This window comes from Chitinophaga oryziterrae (genome assembly GCF_009758125.1).
GTDB lineage: Bacteria > Bacteroidota > Bacteroidia > Chitinophagales > Chitinophagaceae > Chitinophaga > Chitinophaga oryziterrae.
Genome location: NZ_WRXO01000002.1, coordinates 635,655 through 655,369 on the forward strand (window position 1 = coordinate 635,655; position 19,715 = coordinate 655,369).

The following is a 19,715-nucleotide window of genomic DNA, read 5'->3' on the forward strand; positions in this document are numbered from 1 at the left end:
ATGGAAAAAGAATATACAGTAACGGTATATACGGAAGACAGGATCGGTATCACAAACCGTATCACCGTTATCTTTACACGCCGCCGTATCAACATCACCAGCCTTACTACGGCTGAAACTGAGATACCCGGAGTATACAAATTCATCATCACAGTATTATCCGAAAGGTCTAAGCTGGAAAAGATCGTTGGTCAGATTGAAAGACTGATCGAAATACACCGTGCTTTTGTACATGATGAAGATGAAGTAGTATACCAGGAACTGGCCCTCTATAAGATCTCTACAAAATCATTACAGAACGGGAATATCGAAAAGCTGATTCGTGAGAACCAGGCGAGGATCCTCACTATTACGGACGACTATTTTGTGATCGAAAAAACCGGTCATCAGCACGAACTGATTGCATTGCAGGAAAAGCTGGCGCCATATGGTTTAATAGAATATTCAAAGAGCGGCAGGGTGGCCATTGTGAAATGGAGCCGTCGTTTCCACGATCATCTGAAAGAGCTGGCCGGACTGCATACTGATAATCTGCCACCGGCCGATTACAGCAGCACTTCCACAGTAACAGCTGAACAAGAAAGTATCTGATCAAAAATAATTTAATAACAAAAGCCCGCGGCTAAAGGCTTGCGGCACAAAACAACAAAAACACTATCAAAACATGGCAACCATCAATTTTGGCGGGGTACTGGAAGACGTAGTAACCAGAGAAGAATTCCCCATGGAAAAGGCTAGAGAAGTGCTGAAGAATGAAGTGATAGCAGTAATTGGTTACGGCGTACAAGGCCCGGGCCAGGCATTGAACCTGAAAGACAATGGCTTTAACGTGATCGTAGGACAGCGTAAAGGATCTAAAACCTGGGATAAAGCCGTTGCTGATGGCTGGGTTCCTGGTCAGACACTATTCGAGATCGAAGAAGCTGCTAAGAAAGGTACTATCGTTCAGTTCCTGTTGAGCGACGCCGGCCAGATAGCTTTGTGGCCTACTTTAAAGCCACACCTGACTGCAGGTAAAGCCCTGTATTTCTCCCATGGTTTTGGTATTACTTATAAAGAACAAACTGGTATTATACCTCCTGCTGATGTGGACGTGATCCTGGTAGCTCCTAAAGGCTCCGGTACTTCCCTGCGCAGACTGTTCCTGGCTGGTCAGGGTCTGAACTCCAGCTTTGCTATCTTCCAGGATGCAACCGGCCGTGCCCGCGAACGTGCTATTGCTTTAGGCATTGGCGTTGGTTCCGGTTACCTGTTCGAAACAGACTTCCTGAAAGAAGTTACTTCCGACCTTACCGGCGAACGTGGTACCCTGATGGGTGCTATCCAGGGTATCTTCGCTGCTCAGTACGAAGTACTGCGCAAGAATGGTCACTCTCCTTCAGAAGCATTCAACGAAACGGTTGAAGAACTGACACAGTCCCTGATGCCACTGGTAGCAGAAAACGGTATGGACTGGATGTATGCTAACTGTTCCACTACTGCACAGCGCGGAGCGCTGGACTGGTGGAAGAAATTCAAAGCAGCCAGCCAACCGGTATTTGAAGAATTATACGCAAGCGTAAAGGCTGGTAAAGAAGCTGCCCGCTCTATCGCTTCAAACAGTACCCCTGACTATCGTGCTAAACTGGACGAAGAACTGAAGGAACTGCGCGAAAGCGAAATGTGGCAGGCAGGTGCGGCTGTAAGAAAGCTGCGTCCAAACGCATAATAAAATCATAACGATAATGATCAATTGCGGATGGAATCATTCTCCATCCGTAATTGATCATTTTTAATTTAACTATATGTCCCAGGTAATTACAAGTGTAAATCCTCTCAATATCCTCGATGCAGCGGTGAAGTTAAAGCCGGTGGTTAATCGTACCCCACTTTCCTATAGTGCTACCTTATCCCGCCGGTATAATGCAGATATTTATCTGAAAAGAGAAGATATGCAGATTGTACGCTCGTATAAATTGCGCGGGGCTTATAACATGATCAGCAGTCTGGATAAAGAAATACTGGCTAAAGGTGTTACCTGCGCCAGCGCCGGTAACCATGCACAGGGCTTTGCCTACGCATGCCGTCAGATGGATATACAGGGAGTGGTGTTTATGCCTATCGTTACTCCAAGGCAGAAAGTGACCCAGGTGACCATGTTCGGTGGTGATAATATTCAGATCAAACTGGTAGGAGATACTTTTGATGACTGCTCTGCAGAAGCCCAGGCGTTTACCAAATTGCATGGCATGACTTTCATCCCTCCTTTTGATGATGCAAAAATCATTGAAGGACAGGGTACCGTGGCTGTAGAAATACTGGAAGATCAGGCACAGATAGATTATTTATTTGTTCCCGTAGGTGGTGGTGGCCTTGCCGCCGGCGTAGGCACTTACTTTAAAACGTACAGTCCCAGGACAAAAATTATTGGTGTAGAGCCGGAAGGTGCGCCTTCCATGCTGAGGGCACTTGAGAATGGCGGACCAGTTACCCTCACCGAAATAGAAAGGTTTGTGGATGGTGCCGCTGTTAAAAGAGTAGGTAACCTTACCTACGAAATTTGCAAAGATGTACTGAGTAAGATGCACCTGGTACCGGAAGGAAGAGTGTGTTCCACTATATTAAGACTCTACAACGAAGATGCGATCGTAGTAGAGCCTGCCGGCGCTTTGTCTATGGCTGCGCTGGAAGATTTCGCAAAAGAAATTGAAGGCAAGACCGTTGTATGTGTGCTAAGCGGCAGCAACAATGATATCGATCGCATGCAGGAAATCAAAGAACGGTCATTGCTGTACGAAGGATTAAAACATTACTTTATTATCCGTTTCATACAACGCCCCGGTGCATTGAAAGAGTTTGTGAATGATGTATTAGGGCCTACGGATGACATTACACGATTTGAATTTATACAGAAACATAATAAGGAAATGGGGCCTGCGCTGATAGGCGTGGAGCTGAAGAACAGAGAGGATTATGATATCCTGATCGCCAACTTTAATAAATACAATATCCACTATACAGAACTCAATAAAGATGATGATCTGTTCGGATATCTTGTATAACGTCTTTAAACCGGCTTCTGAAAAGAGCCGGTTTTTTTTTGGTAGTGCCTGTGTTTGATTACGTGAATATCAGGTGAAGTTAAATTGAAAAACAACTCCTGAACCCATATTCCAAAGCTACATCAGAGAACTAAACAGTCAGATCCAGTATATTTATGAGCAACAACATCTGGCAATCTATATTGTCATAACATTCAAACTAAGTCACTACCTTTTTTATATCTCATCGTGTTATAAAAAAGTAAATACTTTAACTTCATTACAGCATATTACAATAAACCGTTACATTGAATAAAATATTGGATATGAGTAATTTTATGGAGGCAGCTGTGCTACCGGCTTTTGGGGCGGCAACAGTCTTCAGGATTGAAAAAGTGCCTGTGCCTTTACCGGCAGCAGGGCAGGTACTGGTGAAAGTAAGAGCCGCAGGATTAAACCCGGTGGATTATAAAACCCGCATGGGAAAAGGTGTTGCCGCAGCAAATATCACTTTGCCAGCCATACTGGGCTGGGATATTGCAGGAGAAGTAGTGAGCCTGGGCGATGGTGTAAGTAAATTCGAACGGGGCGACCGTATCTTCGGCCTCAGTAACTTTCCGCAACCGGGCAATGCCTATGCACAATATACCGTAGTAGACGAAAATGAGTTTGCCATCATTCCTAAAAATATCACGAATATAGAAGCAGGTGCTACACCACTGGCAGCATTAACTGCCTGGGAAGCCTTGTTTGATCAGGCTGGAATTGTAGCCGGACAAAGAGTATTGGTGCATGCCGCTTCCGGTGGAGTAGGTCATTTTGCCGTGCAACTGGCTAAATGTAAAGGTTGTTTTGTAGCGGGTACTGCTTCTGCCAGGAACCAGGAGTTTTTGCGATCGCTGGGCGTGGACGTGGCTATTGACTATCATACACAGGCTTTTGAAAGCACCATTGAACCGGTGGATGTAGTGATAGATGGAATAGGGGGAGAGACGGCCTTACGTTCTCTGGATATATTGAAACCGGGAGGGATACTGGTATCCTTGCCCAGCATGTACAAAGATGATCCCGCTGTTATTGCCAAAGCCCGTGAAAAGGACGTAAAGGTAAAATGGATGTCTGTAAGACCAGATGGAGATCGTATGGAAAAGATTGCCACCTTATTGTCTGCAGGACAGATCAAAGTAAAAATAGACAGCACCTTTCCTTTAAAAGAGGTTACTAAAGCCCATCAACTGCTGGAGTCTAATCACGTCACCGGAAAAGTAGTGTTAACCGTATAACTATGCTCAGTTTCTGGGAAAAACAAAGTCTTTTACAATATGATTATATCGTTGCCGGCAGCGGCATAGTAGGATTATCTGCGGCTATCAGTCTGAAAGAACAGACGCCTCATGCCCGGGTCCTTGTATTGGAGAAAGAGATCTTACCTACAGGAGCCAGCACTAAAAATGCAGGCTTTGCCTGTATTGGCAGCCTCACCGAATTACTGGCCGATTTAAAAACCATGCCGGCAGCAGAAGTAGTAGGCCTGTTACAAATGCGCCGCCGCGGGCTGAAATTATTAAGGCAACGTATAGGAGATGCCAATATGGACTACCGGGAACAGGGTAGTTATGAATTGATCAGCGCTGCTGAAGAACCGGCCCTGCAACAGTTGCAGCGGATGAATAACCTGCTGTTGCCGGTATTGGAAGGCGATGCCTTTACGATCGTGGAGAACAATTTTGGCTTTAATACCGGATTTGTAAAGGCACTGGTACAGAACAATTATGAAGGAGAGCTGCATACCGGCAAAATGATGCGTTGCCTGATCGATATTGCCATCAGTAAAGGTGTGGAGATTAAAACCGGCTGTGCCATCACGCATATGGAAGATACAGGAACAGGAGTGGATGTAACGGTGAAGGATATTACTTTTACCTGCAAAGGCCTGGCCATCTGTACCAATGCGTTTACCCGGCAACTGCTGCCGGAGCTGGACCTGCAACCCGGCAGGGGACAGGTACTGATCACCGGTGTGATCCCTGATCTGCCTTTCCGCGGGGTATTCCATATGGAAGAAGGTTATTATTATTTCCGCGAGCTGGAGGGCAGGGTATTATTCGGAGGAGGACGTAACCTCGATTTTGCCGGAGAAACCACTACTTCATTCGATCTTAACCAGGAAATACAGCAGCAATTGGAATACCGGCTGCGTGATATCATCTTACCTGGTCATTCTTTTACGATTGCAGACCGCTGGACCGGAATTATGGCTTTTGGGGCGAACAGAAAACCCCTGGTCCGGAAATATTCTGCTAATATTGCACTCGGCGTGCGTATGGGCGGTATGGGCGTGGCTATCGGTTCCACGGTAGGAGAACAACTGGCTAATTTACTACTACAATAAGGCCAAAAGTAATTAGCTATTCCACGGACTATATTATAATTTTAAATGTAAATTTTACGTTTATAAAAAATGTTACTATATTGATTGCTTATTAATTCCTTTTTACCACGTTGATTTTATGCAAAAGAGCTTACAATTCCTCGATTATGTTGTTTTTTTGGTGTATTTCGTGATTGTTGCCGGTTACGGTTTCTATATCTACCAGAAAAAAAAACGGAGCACAACTGATTCAAAAGACTTTTTCTTAGCGGAAGGTTCCCTTACCTGGTGGGCTATCGGAGCTTCATTGATTGCCTCTAATATTTCTGCGGAGCAATTCATTGGTATGTCTGGTTCCGGTTTCGCCATCGGTTTGGCTATTTCTACCTACGAATGGATGGCAGCGGCTACTTTGATAGTGGTGGCGGTGTTTTTTCTTCCCATCTATCTCAAGAACAAGATTTATACTATGCCGCAGTTCCTGCTGACGCGGTATAATAAAACGGTAAGTACGATCATGGCGGTGTTCTGGCTGTTATTGTATGTAATAGTGAACCTGACCTCTATCCTTTATCTTGGAGCACTGGCTATCAACACTATTTCCGGCATTAATTTCTATCTCTGTATGAGTTTACTGGCCATATTTGCCGTATTCATTACACTGGGAGGGATGAAAGTGATTGGTTATACAGATGTAATCCAGGTGTTCTTCCTGATCCTGGGTGGTTTGGCAACTACTTACCTGGCGCTGACTTTGGTTTCCGAACATTTTGGTGAAACCGGAGTTATTAAAGGGTTCCACCTGTTAACACAGCACGCCAATGATCATTTCCATATGATCTTAAAAAAGGATGACCCACATTATCTGGATTTGCCGGGGTTAACGATCCTGGTAGGTGGTATGTGGATTGTGAACCTGAACTATTGGGGGTGTAACCAGTATATCACACAACGCGCACTGGGAGCGGATCTTAAAACTGCACGCAGTGGTTTGCTGTTTGCCGGTTTCCTCAAACTCCTCATGCCTGTGATTGTAGTATTACCTGGTATTGCAGCTTATGTACTGCATCAACAGGGAATGTTCCAGACCGAAATGCTCAAAGAAGGAGTAGTGAACCAGGATAATGCTTATCCGGTGTTAATGAACCTGTTGCCAATAGGTATGAAGGGGCTGGCCTTTGCTGCATTAACTGCTGCGATCGTGGCTTCTCTGGCTGGTAAGGCAAACAGTATCTCTACAATCTTCTCTCTGGATATCTATAAGGAGATCTTCAACAGAAAAGCCAATGAAAAGGAAATTGTAAACGTAGGCCGCTGGGTGGTTGTTATCGCTATGATACTGGCCATCGTGATCTCTCCTTTCCTCGGTATAGAAAAAGGTGGATTCAAGTTTATTCAGGAATATACTGGTTTCGTTTCTCCGGGCATATTTGCCATGTTTGTACTGGGCTTCTTCTGGAAACGGGCTACACCATCTGCCGCATTATTTGCGATGATCGGCGGGGTAATTCTTTCTTTCGTGCTGAAGTTCCTGCCAGATGCGGTAGATCTTTCTGGCCTGAGCGGTATTGGATTTGCAGCACCTAATGCTGCAGGGGTATTTGAAATACCATTCCTCGACCGTATGGGTATTGTATTTGTCTTCTGTGTGATTGGTATGATATTGATTTCACTGATCTCCCCTAAACGTGTTGTTGCCGCAGGTGGACCTAAAGGACTGGAAGTGGACGCTTCCATGTTCAGAACATCCACTGCTTTTACGGTAATCGCTATTCTTATCTGCGGTATCCTGATCGCATTGTATGCAGCATACTGGTAGAATATAAATGGATTAATATATTGGTTATAAACAGGAAACTTCGTAAGGAGTTTCCTGTTTATAGATTTAACTAACCATGTGAGGCTTTGTAATATGAAATATACGATTGGTTATGATATAGGCTCTTCTTCAGTGAAGGCCGCTTTAATGGACATTGAAACAGGCAAATGCCTGGCAACAGCGGTGAGCCCGGCCCAGGAAATGCCCATGCAGGCGCCGAAAGCCGGATGGGCAGAACAGGACCCTGAACTGTGGTGGAAAGAAGTACAGAACGCTACGCACATGCTAAAGCAGCAACATGCTTTTGATGCAACGCTGGTGGCGGGTATAGGCATTGCCTACCAGATGCACGGACTGGTTTGTGTGGATAAAGACCAGCAGGTGCTGCGCCCTTCTATCATCTGGTGTGATAGTCGTGCAGTGGAAATAGGCAACGAAGCATTCGATAGCCTGGGTCATAACTGGAGCCTGCAGTATTTACTGAACTCTCCCGGTAACTTTACCGCATCAAAGCTGCGCTGGGTACAGCAGTACGAACCACAGACGTATGCCCGTATTCATAAGGTAATGCTGCCTGGCGATTTTATTGCGATGCGGCTGACTGGTGATGCGGCAACGACCATCTCCGGTTTATCGGAAGGTATTTTCTGGGATTTCACCAGCAGAGAACCGTCACAGGTATTACTCAAACATTATAATATCAATCAGAGCCTGTTGTCTGATATTGTTCCCACTTTTGGTTTGCAGGGAAAAGTGACGGCAGCGGCGGCGTCTTTATTAGGACTGGCAGCTGGTACACCGGTTACTTACCGTGCAGGCGATCAGCCAAACAATGCGTTTTCTCTGAACGTACTGAAACCCGGAGAAGCAGCTACTACTGCCGGTACGTCCGGTGTGGTGTATGCTGTGCATGACAGGATCGCTTTCGATAATGAAAGCAGGGTAAACACTTTTGTACACGTGAATGATACAGAGAAAGCGCCACGTAATGGTGTGCTGATGTGTCTGAACGGTACTGGCATTCTCAATAGCTGGTTGCGGCAGATGACCGGCAATATGAGTTATGATGAGATGAACGTATTAGCCGGGAAAGCACCTGCGGGTTCCCGTGGATTACAGATTTATCCTTTCGGAAATGGTGCAGAGCGCATCCTTGCCAACAAGGATACCGGTGCTGTTTTCAATAAACTGAACTTTAATATCCACAGTCGTGAGCACCTCCTGCGTGCTGGCCAGGAAGGCATTGTATTCGCCCTTAAATACGGGATGGATATCATGACAGACATGGGATTACAGATTCACCGCGTAAGGGCAGGGAAAACAAATATGTTCCTGAGCCCACTTTTCCGTGAGGTGTTTGCCAATACAGCGGACGTGGTAATCGAATTATATAATACAGACGGCGCTCAGGGAGCTGCCCGTGCTGCCGGTATAGGAGCCGGATGTTATAAAGAAGAAGATGCGTTCAAAGGCATGGAATGCCTCGCTACTGTAGAACCGGATGCCAAACTGCAAAAAGAATATGCAGAGATATACCAGCAATGGCTGGAAGGACTGACACACATTATACAATAGCTGACACACAGCTACACATACACATACACGTTGGAATCAAAAAACGAATTACAATGAGCATTACTTTAGGCAATCAGGAGTACTTCAAAGGCATTGGTAAGATCGCTTATGAAGGACCTCAGTCAGACAATCCATTTGCATACAAATGGTATGATGAGAACAGAAAAATCGGTGGTAAAACGATGAAGGAATTATTCCGTTTTGCGGTGTCTTACTGGCACACGTTCTGCGGGACCGGCGGAGATCCTTTTGGTCCGGGTACCAAGTCTTTCCCCTGGCTGGTAGCTCCCGATGCAGTTCAAAGTGCCAAGGACAAAATGGACGCTGCTTTTGAGTTTATCACTAAACTGGGCGTACCGTATTACTGTTTTCATGATATAGACCTTGTAGATGAAGGCGCTACTATCAAAGAATATGAAAGCCGTATGCAGCAGATCGTTGATTACGCAAAAGAAAAACAGAAAGCCAGTGGTGTAAAACTGCTGTGGGGAACTGCGAATGTATTCAGCAATCCGCGTTACATGAACGGAGCTTCTACCAATCCTGATTTTTCCGTATTGGCTTATGCCGGTACTCAGGTGAAAAATTCACTGGATGCAACTATCGCTTTAGGTGGTGAGAACTACGTATTCTGGGGCGGTCGTGAAGGGTATATGACACTGCTGAACACTAACATGAAACGTGAACAGGAACACCTGGCACGCTTCCTGACAGTGGCGCGTGATTACGCCCGCAAACAGGGCTTTAAAGGCACGTTCTTCATTGAGCCTAAGCCTTGCGAGCCTACCAAACACCAGTATGATTATGACAGCGCTACCGTAATTGGTTTCCTGCGTCATTTCGGTCTGGATAAAGATTTTAAACTGAACATCGAAGTGAACCACGCAACATTGGCCGGTCATACTTTCCAGCACGAGCTGCAGGTGGCTGCCGACAATGGTTTCCTGGGTAGTATTGATGCGAACCGTGGTGACCAGCAGAATGGCTGGGATACCGATCAGTTCCCGATGAACCTGAACGATATGGTAGAAGCAATGCTGGTAATCCTGGAAGCAGGTGGATTCAGCGGCGGTGGTGTAAACTTTGATGCAAAGACACGCCGTAATTCTACTGACCTGGAAGATATCTTCTACGCACATATCGGTGGTATTGATTCCTTCGCGCGTTCAGCGATCATCGCTGAGAAAATGCTGAATGAATCTCCTTACAAAAAATTCCGCACAGAACGTTACGCTTCATTCGACAGCGGTAAGGGTAAGGAATTTGAAGAAGGGAAACTGACACTGGAAGACCTGCGTAATTTTGCCATTGCTAATGGTGAGCCTAAGCAGATCAGCGGTAAGCAGGAGTGGTTGGAGAATATGATCAATCAGTACATTTAGCATTTGTTGAATTGAAAATAAAAGAAGGCTGCCCCAGGGCAGCCTTCTTTTATTTTAAGCCGTAGTAACGGACCGTTTCAGAAGATGATCTGGTTTGCAGATCAGCAATACTGGAATAAACAGCATTCCGGCCATTGGTAATATTCTGTAGTGTAATAAAACTTCGTAGGCATATCCTGAAATAACATCTCTTCCGATGATAGGCGTGAAACTTACTACTGCTATCCCCAGCAATATCCACAGGAAGATATTCATCCTTTCTTTAACAACAGTCCAGTTGACTATAAAATAGTAACTCAGGTAGATGAATACAGGGGCTGTATACAAAAATGCATATTGTTGCTGATGCGGATAGAGTAATGGGATCACTAAAAAGAGGTAGCACATTTCCCAGTACTGGCGTATACCGGTTTCTATTTTTCTAAATGGCAGTGTTCTTAAGAATGCAAAGAAAAGTAGTACTACTGCCAACCGGACGATATTCAATATCATCATTACCTGCTCAAACGGAAGATTGACAAAGTTCCTTTTAAAAGGCATAGTACCCTGTGTCTCCATCAGGTAAACGGGTATCAGGGCTACGAGGCTGCTTGGGCCGTCTTCCACTTCTGCCGTCCATTCTTTGTTTAACGGATTTATGATAGCAAACCATTGATGTACCAGGTCCAGGTTCCCCTGCCATCCAAGGTAGAATGCAGGGAGGAAAAGATAGACCAGGTAAAATACACCTATAAAGAGTACGGCTTTGAATTCCTTACGGTAAATGAGATACGCTACAAATGGCAGCGGCAGCAGTTTGATATTTATAACAAAGGCAAGCAATGCTGCCCCGAGGATATAGTGATGACGTCTGATAAGTCTTATGCTCTCCAATGTAGCCCAGAGCATCAGTGTGGTCATCTGCACATATCCGATATCAATTAATATGAAACGGAGGGCAAAGAATGCGGACAATATCAGCCACAACCGCATTTGCTTCGGACTAAGTACAGATACATCAAAATATTCCTTTGACAGGTTCCAGATCCTGTATAAAAGAAAATAGGATAAGGTGATCCATAATAATTGCGGAACAATTGTAAGAAAATAGGAAAAGGGAGACAATAGCAATGCAAACAGCGGACTATAGTAGTATTGCAGATTCTGTACAAATGGAGGGGTGTAAATATTCTGTCCCTTCAGGATCTTACCACCGGCATATACAAACACTTCAAAGTCGTGACCCTCAGATGCAGAACGGATGGCATAGAATACAGCAATAATCAGTAAGGCAAAATTCAAATACTTATTGTATTTCATAGCAATATAATAGGCGGGTAAATATACTTTAAAAGTCATTATTGTCGGGTGAAAAATATATTAATCTTTACCAGATAAGGATTACACCTGATTTTTTGTGTTGTATCCTGCTATATCCTGCACCCTCCGTTTTTTTTGTATTTTACATACATGTTTTCCATTCATACTTTTAATCAGGCGGGCTTTGAGATCATTGCTCTTACCGACGAAAAGACCGGTACACAGGTAGAGATCATTCCTGCTCACGGGGCGTTACTGCATGCTTTCAAAATCCCGCACAATTCGGGGTTACTGAATATTATTGACAGCTACAGCAGTTTGCAGGACTATCGGACCAATCAGCCTGAATATTTCAAAAGTGCGAAACTGAGTCCGTTTGCCTGCAGGATCCCTATAGGTAAATACTCCTGGAAAGAACAGGAATACACGATCTCAAAAACAGTGTCTCCGGGCAGTGCTATTCATGGATTACTGTATGATGCAGCTTTTACCGTAACCGGGCAGCATGCAGATAAGAATGGGGCCGTGTTAACGTTGTCTTATGAGTATAAGGGGCAGGATGCGGGTTATCCTTTTCCATACAATTGCGAGGTGCAATACAGTCTTCAACCCGGTTCACAGTTAAGTATCAATACGATCATCAGTAATTTATCAGGTAAAGAGATTCCGTTGATGGATGGCTGGCATCCGTATTTCTCCACCGGCACCCCGGTAGATGAACTGGAATTGCAGTTTGCATCAACCCAGATAGTGGAATTTAATGCGCAACTGGTACCTACAGGTAAAGTGTTGCCATTCAATAAGTTTGCGTCACTGACCAGCTTGTCTGACCAGTTCCTGGATAACTCATTTATGCTGGATTTTACGCAACACGCACCCCTGTGCCTGCTTCGCGACCCACATAAGCAGGTGGATATTACCTTTTACCCGGGTACCTGTTATCCCATTTTACAGATATATATCCCACCCCTCCGCAACAGTATTGCAATAGAGAACCTTACAGGAGCGCCCAATGCATTTAACAATGGAATGGGACTGATAACCTTGCCGGCAGGGGAAAGCAGGGAGTTCAGCACAGCTATTATAGCTACTGCGTGGTAAATACAGGTGGCCGTTGGCACAGTCTTTGGAACTTTAAGGGTATACTATTAGTTCACCCAAAAAAGTTATTTTATGGATACCTTACAAATCAAAGGAACCTGGAACGAGTTAAAAGGAAAGATCAAGCAACAATATGCAGATCTTACTGATGATGATCTGTTATATGAAGAAGGTCAGGAAGATCGTCTTATTGGTAAGATCCAGCAGAAATTGGGTAAGTCCAGAGACGAAGTGATTAAATTAATTAAATCTGCATAAAATGGGAAATCTTCTCTATCTCATTGCAGTAATACTTATCATTGGATGGCTATTGGGTGTATTTGTGTACTCGGCCGGCAGTTTAATACATGTGCTGCTGGTAATAGCGATCATAGCTATTATTTTACAGATTATCAGATCGTCCAGATAAGTAACAAATGAGATAAATTATGGTAATAATTTGCGAATCCTTCCGGTACCCGGGAGGATTTTTTTGTAAACCGACGGGCATTTTCTACCTTAACCCAATATTGAACAATGTGAGGAAGGCGGTGTTGAACAATCACAAGAATCAAGGACCAAATTATGAATACAAAAGGGATCGTGACATTTCTCCTCGTTAGCTGTTGCAGCATGCTTATGCTGGCAGTACGGGTACAGGCACAGGTTACTGTAACAGGTAGTATCGTTGATAAAGACAACAGACTGGTACTGCCTTATGCAAGCATTTTCAACAAAAGCACTGGTAAAAGGACCTATTCTGATAAAGGGGGCTTTTATAAGATTGCTGCCAATGCACGGGATATCATTGTATTCTCTTTTATAGGGTATAAGTCTGATAGTATTACTGTTTCCCAGGTAACAGGTACGGAAACCCGGGAGATCGCCCTGGTAATAGAGGCGAAGCAGCTGCATGGTGTGGAGGTGAATTCGCGGTATACGCCTTATCAGGCGGATTCCCTGGAGAGGAGAGAGAAGTTCGGGTATATCCTGGATTTGCCTAACCATAAGCTGGCAGGGGATAATACACCACAGGGAGCGGGCATTGTATTCAGTCCGTTTACCCGTTATTCCCGCAAGGAAAAGCAGAAAAGGGAGTTTAAGAAGATTTATGCCAAAGCAGAGATGCAGAAATACATTGATTCCCGGTTCACACCATTATTCGTGAGTCGTGTAACGAGTCTGAAAGGGGATTCACTGACGCATTTTATGCAGGATAACTATCCGGATTATAATATGTTACGTGAGTTGAACCAGGAAGATTTTATTTACTGGATTACGGATAAATACAAGGCGTGGGCGAAGAAGAAATAAGTTATATACCCATATATAAACAACGGCCACCCTGTTTCCAGCGTGGCCGTTAGCATGCAGAGGCCAATAGAAAAAAATATATTAGTTATATACCTTCACCAGGTATACGAAATCTTCCATTTTCCTGATCTGTTCCGCACGGGTTAAACCTTCCATGCGGCTCTTGTGATTCCATTCCTTTTTAGGCAGTTTATCTTTCATTTCTTCCAGCAAACGTTTCAGGTTAGCTGTTTTTACTGCGAAAGCAATACCGTCTGAGGTAGTTTGTTTGCCGGTAACGATACCTACAACATCCCCTTTATTATCCATCAAAGGAGCGCCGCTGTTACCCGGGTTTACAGGAATAGATACCTGGTAAGCGGTGGTGTCACCGTTAAAACCGGTTTGTGCGCTGATATAACCTTCTCCGTACACTACTTCATCGCGTGGGAAACCTAAGGTGTATACGTATTCACCGCGGGGAACGCCCTGTGGCTTTAATGTATAAGGTACGGGTTGTCCGCGGAAAGAGCTGTCGGTGATCTTCAGGATAGCGAGATCGCTGGAGATATCTTCAAATACACTGGTAGCTTTATATACTTCACCTTTGGTACTCTGGATGTAAATGGAGTCTGCGCCGGCCACTACATGGTAGTTGGTAACGAGATAACCATTATTGGAGATGGCGAAGCCGGTCCCGCCGTAAGTACCAGGATTGGCAGGCGCTTTCTTTTTGCTGTTGAAGTCATTGATCAGCGCATTCTGAGAGCGCTGTATATTATTAAGTACGCGACGTACGTCTTCGTATTGAGCGGTCGTTTTCTGCCTGGTAGCTTTCTGCATCAGGGCGATGGTAGACAGGGACGTGATGAGTGCGATACAGGCAGCAGCAGCCAGGTTGGTCAGCATTCTTCTGCTGATGGATATTACCTTCGGAGAGGCCTTCATGGTGTCCATATCAAGGGAAGCATGAATATGGTTCAGTTTCTCTTTCAGTGCTACACGGCGGCCATAACCTTCCAGCTGTTGGATCAACTGCTGGTGGGCAAGTACCTGCTCGTTTATTAACGGATTAGACTGGCGTAACGCATCGAATGCAGCTTTTTCCTGCATACTCATATCGCCTTCCAGGTAGCGCTCTATATCACGTATTAATGTCATGTCATTCATCGCCTGTAACCTACTTTTAAAGAACTGATTGCTCAGGTCTTAAGATTTATATTGATCAAAAAATAGTTTCTTTAAACGCATGAGGCACTTGTACTTCTGATTCTTGGCGTTTTCTGCATTGGTATACCCGAATTTTTCAGAGATGTCTTGCATGGACATTTTCCTGATGTAATAATCCTCGAGTATCGTCTTGCAGGGTTCTCCCATACCAGACATGGCCTGTTCCATGATCCTGAACTGTTCGTCCTTTTTCACGTGCTCGTCGATAGTATCTTCAACGGGCAGCACTTCTTCCAGTTCATCCGGTAAAGCAAGCGACATATTACCTGTCTGCAGCTTTTTAAGCCACAGGTGCCGGCAGATGGAGTACAGAAAGGTTTTCAACTTACTGTAGAGATCAAACTCTCCCTGTTGCACTTTCTCAAACAATATGATCATTGCTTCCTGGAAAAGATCTTTCGCATCATCTTCACTACCTCTGTACTGCAAAACCATTCTTAATACGGAGGGAAAGTTCTCCTTATAAATGGTAGACAGTGCTTTATCATCATTACGGGCTAATCCCAGCAATAACTCCCTATCCCTTTCTATATTCGGATTGTGCTTCACTTATTAATACTATTATTTGGCTTTGGTAACCCAAAGTAGCAGAAAATAATTCCAAATCCCAAATCAATATCCCTGAAATCATCTATATGATTACGGCGGCCTCAGTCATTTTATCGCAATAAGGGGTGGAGCTGACTAAAAACGTAATGAAAACCCTGTGATTAAGATCAGCATCCTATATCCTTTCATCATGGAAAGCCCATTCCTTCGGCATTCTTTCATCATTCCTATATCGTTTGGATATAGGAATGCCAGTGGAATGATATAGGAGTGATGAAGGAATGAGCCTTCAGCAGGACTTTTCAATGGTGTTTTGTTGCTGATATAAGTTTATTAAGGGAGTGGTTGTAAAGAGAATGCCTTAAAAATGAAGGGTTTAAAAATTTTTTTTAAAATCTTGGGTTACCTTTTCCAAAACAGGGTATAAAGAATAAACATTATTTCAAAACCTAAAAAAATAATTAAAATGAAGAATTTCCTGAAAATTGGTTTCTTAGCTCTGGCTCTGGGTGTATTTGTAGCTTCTTGCGGTGGTAATGGTTCTAGCGAAGGTACTGATTCAACTGCAAATGCTGCAACTGAAGCAATCGATTCATCTAAAGCAGTTGCTGATTCTACAGTTAGTGCTGTAGTTGATTCTGCTAAAGCAACCGTTGATAGCGTTGCTAAAGCTGCTGCTGACACTACCAAGAAGAAATAATTTTACTGGTAAGCAAATTAACGGCTTTTATATACCGTCCCGGACTTGGTCTTGGGACGGTTTTTTTTGTTTAAGCTAGTTTGGACGAGTGTTTTTGAATAAATGATCGAATTTAAGGTGATTTATTAGATAGAATATAATTTTTTACATAGGTGCTTGGACAATTCAAATCCCGGCGTATTTTTGTCGGGCAATTAAGCTAACATGATACAGCAAACGACCTTTGGTTACTTTTATGGTTTCTACTTTTTCTGGTACCAGAAATAGGAGGTCGTTTTGTAAGTACTTAACAATATAAAGAAACTAGCAAAAGGCCTCCTGAATAAGGAGGTCTTTTTTGTTTATACATTATTCGAAGCATATGTTACACCGTTTCAGCCTTTCTTACTTTTATTTTTTCTTTTACTTCTTTTACGTCGTAAAGGCCGGGACTCTTTTGTAATAACTGCAGAAATGAAATAGTTGCAAATTAAAAGGGTCCCGGCTCCACCGGGGCCCTTTTTCAATTTAATTAGTAGTTGCTGTAGCAACTAACAAATTCAAAATCAAACAAATTAAAAATGCGCGTCGCGATCCAGGGTTTTGAGGGATGTTTTCATCAGATAGCTGCTCAGGGGTACTTTGGCAAGAACATAGAAATTGAATGCTGTGCTTCTTTTCCAGAACTGGTGAAAAAAACGAAACAACAGCAGGTTGCTGATGCAGGTGTAATGGCGATAGAAAACTCCATCGCAGGAAGTATTCTTCCGAATTACAGTCTGCTGAAGAACTCCGGCCTTAACGTAATTGGTGAAGTATATCTTCAGATCAAACAACACCTGATGGTATTGCCTGGTCAGAAACTGGAAGATATCCGGGAAGTACACTCACATTACATGGCATTGCTGCAATGCTCCGATTTCCTGGAGAAGTACCCGAACATGAAATTGGTGGAAACAGAAGATACTGCCCTCAGCGCGAAACATGTACAGCAGAAAAAGCTGAAGAGTACCGCCGCTATCGCTGGTAAACTGGCCGCAGAGATCTACGGATTAGAGATCATTGCTCCCAACATTCACACCATCAAAAATAATTATACCCGCTTCCTGGTGATCACCCCTAACAAGGTAGAACTAGAGGAAGATGCCAATAAAGCGTCCGTTTATTTTCAGACAACGCACGAAAGAGGTAGCCTGGCCAAAGTATTGACACAGGTGGCTGCAGCAGGTATCAACCTGAGCAAACTGCAATCATTCCCAATGCCTACAAAGGAATGGAACTACTACTTCCACGCAGATTTTGAATTTGACGACCTGCAACATTTTCAAAGTGCAGTGAATAAAATTGAATCACTGACAGAACATTTGAAAGTACTGGGTATTTATAAGAAAGGTAACACACACTAATATGAACTTACAGGTAGCAAAACGGTTGCAGCAAACGGAAGAATATTACTTCTCCAAAAAACTCAGGGAGATAGATGAGATGAACAAGGCAGGTGCTAAGGTGATTAACCTCGGTATAGGCAGCCCTGATCTTCCTCCTCATCCCTCTGTGATAGCAGCATTAAATGAGCAGGCACAGAAACCGGATACCCACGCCTACCAGGGCTATAAAGGAATTCCGGCACTTCGTCAGGCAATTGCATCGTTCTACAAACGCTACTATCGTGTTGAACTGGACCCTGAAAAGGAAGTACTGCCGCTGATCGGTTCCAAAGAAGGGATCATGCATATCTGCATGACCTACCTGCAGGAAGGAGATGAGGCGCTGGTGCCTAATCCGGGATATCCTACCTACCGTTCTGCCGTAAACCTGAGTGGTGCTACCGTTGTGGATTACGATCTGGAAGAAAAGAATGGCTGGCTGCCCGACCTGGACGCACTGGCTAAAAAAGACCTGAGCAAGGTAAAACTGATGTGGGTAAACTATCCGCATATGCCTACCGGCGCCCGCTTCAATGCTGCATTTGCAGAAAAACTGGTACAGTTTGCCCAGCAGCATAATATCTTAATTTGCCACGATAATCCTTATAGCTTTATCCTGAACAAACAGCCACAAAGCCTGCTGGAAACACCTGGTGCTAAAGAAGTGGTACTGGAACTGAACTCGCTCAGTAAATCTTCCAACATGGCCGGATGGCGCGTAGGTATGTTGGTGGGTAAGCAGGAATGGATCAGCGAAGTACTGCGTTTCAAAAGCAATATGGACTCCGGTATGTTCCAGCCATTACAGATGGCTGCAGTAAAAGCAATGGAACTAGGCCCTGAATGGTATGCCGACCTGAATAAAATATATGAAGGCCGCCGTAATAAAGTATTTCAGTTATTAGAATTGCTGAACTGCACTTTTGATAAGGACCAGGTAGGATTATTCGTATGGGCAAAGATCCCTGCTACCGCAAAAGATGGTTTTTCCCTTACAGATGAGATCCTGCAGAAAACACAGGTGTTCATCACGCCGGGCGGTATCTTCGGCAGTAACGGTAACGGTTATATAAGAGTAAGCCTCTGTAAGGATGAAAAGGTGTTTGATGAAGTGCTGGAGAGGATTCAATCAAAATTTAAGTCATGATTGCAACGATAGTAGGAACAGGTTTAATAGGAGGCTCTCTGGCTATCAGCCTGAAAGAAAAGGGCATAGCTAACTGGATCATCGGCGTGGATCAGAATGAAAGCAATCTGCAGAAGGCAAAAGAATTGCAGATCATTGATGAAGGCGCTTCTCTGGAAGATGCGATGCAACGTTCCGAACTGATCATCCTGGCGATACCGGTAGATGCATTGCTGAAAGTAATGCCCTCCATACTGGATAGTGCGGCGTCTAACCATGTAATCATGGATGTAGGCTCCACAAAAGAAAAAATATTGCAACTCGTTGCCGGTCATCCAAAGAGAGGGCGCTTTGTGGCGGCCCATCCCATGGCCGGCACGGAGTATTCCGGTCCGGAAGCAGCTATACGGAATCTCTTCGCGCAGAAAACAATGGTGCTGTGTGATGTAAAGAACAGTGACGAAGATGCGCTGGAAGTGATAGAAAATATGGTAGACAAATTACAGATGCGTCTCGTATATATGAATGCAGTGGAGCATGATCTGCACACGGCCTATGTATCACACATCTCCCATATTACTTCTTTTGCACTGGCGCTGACGGTACTGGAAAAGGAGAAGGAGCAGGGACGCATCTTTGAACTGGCAAGTGGTGGTTTTGAATCTACGGTGCGTCTGGCAAAGAGCTCTCCTGATATGTGGGTGCCTATCTTCAAGCATAACCGTAACAATGTGCTGGACGTGCTGGAAGAACATATTCACCAGTTGCAGCAAATGAAACAGCTGCTGGAAGATGAAGATTACGATACTTTTTATAAGCTCATTCAGAAATCAAATAAGATAAAAAAAATCCTGAAATAAGTTCA

The 19,715-nt window shown here is 44.2% G+C and carries 19 protein-coding genes; 16 read left to right on the forward strand and 3 right to left on the reverse strand.

Annotation, left to right across the window (positions count from 1 at the left end; genetic code table 11):
* The 8 genes from ilvN (at nucleotide 1) to xylA (ending at nucleotide 10,167) form a co-directional block, all read left to right on the forward strand.
* Complete coding sequence (ilvN, locus tag GO495_RS10230) at nucleotides 1-591, forward strand: acetolactate synthase small subunit (protein WP_157299581.1); 591 nt, start codon at nucleotides 1-3, stop codon at nucleotides 589-591.
* Between the two features lie 73 nt (nucleotides 592-664).
* Nucleotides 665-1,708: a ketol-acid reductoisomerase gene (gene ilvC, locus GO495_RS10235; protein WP_157299582.1), complete on the forward strand. Its 1,044-nt coding sequence runs from the start codon at nucleotides 665-667 to the stop codon at nucleotides 1,706-1,708.
* Between the two features lie 76 nt (nucleotides 1,709-1,784).
* Nucleotides 1,785-3,041: a threonine ammonia-lyase IlvA gene (gene ilvA, locus GO495_RS10240; RefSeq protein WP_157299583.1), complete on the forward strand. Its 1,257-nt coding sequence runs from the start codon at nucleotides 1,785-1,787 to the stop codon at nucleotides 3,039-3,041.
* Nucleotides 3,042-3,346: 305 nt separating this feature from the next.
* Nucleotides 3,347-4,303 carry an NADP-dependent oxidoreductase gene (locus tag GO495_RS10245; RefSeq protein ID WP_157299584.1) on the forward strand — a complete coding sequence of 319 codons (957 nt, stop codon included), beginning with the start codon at nucleotides 3,347-3,349 and terminating at the stop codon, nucleotides 4,301-4,303.
* A 2-nt stretch (nucleotides 4,304-4,305) separates the two neighbouring features.
* Nucleotides 4,306-5,412 (forward strand): NAD(P)/FAD-dependent oxidoreductase, encoded by a 1,107-nt coding sequence (locus tag GO495_RS10250; RefSeq protein WP_157299585.1) that lies wholly within the window; start codon nucleotides 4,306-4,308, stop codon nucleotides 5,410-5,412.
* Between the two features lie 118 nt (nucleotides 5,413-5,530).
* Entirely contained in the window at nucleotides 5,531-7,210 is a 1,680-nt protein-coding gene (locus GO495_RS10255; protein WP_157299586.1) for a sodium/sugar symporter, read from the forward strand.
* A gap of 93 nt (nucleotides 7,211-7,303) precedes the next feature.
* Nucleotides 7,304-8,785: a xylulokinase gene (locus GO495_RS10260; protein WP_157299587.1), complete on the forward strand. Its 1,482-nt coding sequence runs from the start codon at nucleotides 7,304-7,306 to the stop codon at nucleotides 8,783-8,785.
* 53 nt (nucleotides 8,786-8,838) lie between these two features.
* Nucleotides 8,839-10,167 carry a xylose isomerase gene (gene xylA, locus GO495_RS10265; RefSeq protein WP_157299588.1) on the forward strand — a complete coding sequence of 443 codons (1,329 nt, stop codon included), beginning with the start codon at nucleotides 8,839-8,841 and terminating at the stop codon, nucleotides 10,165-10,167.
* A 54-nt stretch (nucleotides 10,168-10,221) separates the two neighbouring features.
* Here xylA and GO495_RS10270 read toward each other — a convergent pair whose 3' ends face one another.
* Nucleotides 10,222-11,466: a glycosyltransferase family 87 protein gene (locus GO495_RS10270; protein WP_157299589.1), complete on the reverse strand. Its 1,245-nt coding sequence runs from the start codon at nucleotides 11,464-11,466 to the stop codon at nucleotides 10,222-10,224.
* Between the two features lie 150 nt (nucleotides 11,467-11,616).
* Here GO495_RS10270 and GO495_RS10275 point away from each other — a divergent pair, with 150 nt between their 5' ends.
* The 4 genes from GO495_RS10275 (at nucleotide 11,617) to GO495_RS10290 (ending at nucleotide 13,860) form a co-directional block, all read left to right on the forward strand.
* The gene (locus GO495_RS10275) at nucleotides 11,617-12,567 is read left to right on the forward strand and encodes an aldose 1-epimerase (protein ID WP_157299590.1); all 951 of its coding nucleotides are present in this window, start codon (nucleotides 11,617-11,619) and stop codon (nucleotides 12,565-12,567) included.
* A 72-nt stretch (nucleotides 12,568-12,639) separates the two neighbouring features.
* On the forward strand, nucleotides 12,640-12,825 hold the full coding sequence (locus tag GO495_RS10280) for a CsbD family protein (protein ID WP_089782894.1): 186 nt from the start codon (nucleotides 12,640-12,642) through the stop codon (nucleotides 12,823-12,825).
* Between the two features lies 1 nt (nucleotide 12,826).
* Nucleotides 12,827-12,976, forward strand: a complete 150-nt coding sequence (locus tag GO495_RS10285; RefSeq protein WP_157299591.1) for a lmo0937 family membrane protein — start codon at nucleotides 12,827-12,829, stop codon at nucleotides 12,974-12,976.
* A gap of 155 nt (nucleotides 12,977-13,131) precedes the next feature.
* Nucleotides 13,132-13,860 carry a carboxypeptidase-like regulatory domain-containing protein gene (locus GO495_RS10290; RefSeq protein ID WP_157299592.1) on the forward strand — a complete coding sequence of 243 codons (729 nt, stop codon included), beginning with the start codon at nucleotides 13,132-13,134 and terminating at the stop codon, nucleotides 13,858-13,860.
* Between the two features lie 81 nt (nucleotides 13,861-13,941).
* Here GO495_RS10290 and GO495_RS10295 read toward each other — a convergent pair whose 3' ends face one another.
* Entirely contained in the window at nucleotides 13,942-15,009 is a 1,068-nt protein-coding gene (locus GO495_RS10295; RefSeq protein WP_170302657.1) for a S1C family serine protease, read from the reverse strand.
* A 39-nt stretch (nucleotides 15,010-15,048) separates the two neighbouring features.
* A complete protein-coding gene (locus GO495_RS10300; protein ID WP_338075395.1) occupies nucleotides 15,049-15,618 on the reverse strand; it encodes an RNA polymerase sigma factor in 570 nt (189 codons plus the stop codon).
* 466 nt (nucleotides 15,619-16,084) lie between these two features.
* Here GO495_RS10300 and GO495_RS10305 point away from each other — a divergent pair, with 466 nt between their 5' ends.
* From GO495_RS10305 to GO495_RS10320, 4 genes are all read left to right on the forward strand, one after another.
* The gene (locus GO495_RS10305) at nucleotides 16,085-16,318 is read left to right on the forward strand and encodes a hypothetical protein (protein WP_157299594.1); all 234 of its coding nucleotides are present in this window, start codon (nucleotides 16,085-16,087) and stop codon (nucleotides 16,316-16,318) included.
* A gap of 560 nt (nucleotides 16,319-16,878) precedes the next feature.
* Complete coding sequence (locus tag GO495_RS10310; protein WP_157299595.1) at nucleotides 16,879-17,703, forward strand: prephenate dehydratase; 825 nt, start codon at nucleotides 16,879-16,881, stop codon at nucleotides 17,701-17,703.
* A 1-nt stretch (nucleotide 17,704) separates the two neighbouring features.
* Nucleotides 17,705-18,871 (forward strand): pyridoxal phosphate-dependent aminotransferase, encoded by a 1,167-nt coding sequence (locus GO495_RS10315; RefSeq protein ID WP_157299596.1) that lies wholly within the window; start codon nucleotides 17,705-17,707, stop codon nucleotides 18,869-18,871.
* Nucleotides 18,868-19,710 (forward strand): prephenate dehydrogenase, encoded by an 843-nt coding sequence (locus GO495_RS10320; protein WP_157299597.1) that lies wholly within the window; start codon nucleotides 18,868-18,870, stop codon nucleotides 19,708-19,710. Before GO495_RS10315 ends, GO495_RS10320 begins: the two co-directional genes overlap by 4 nt.
* Nucleotides 19,711-19,715 lie beyond the last annotated feature (5 nt).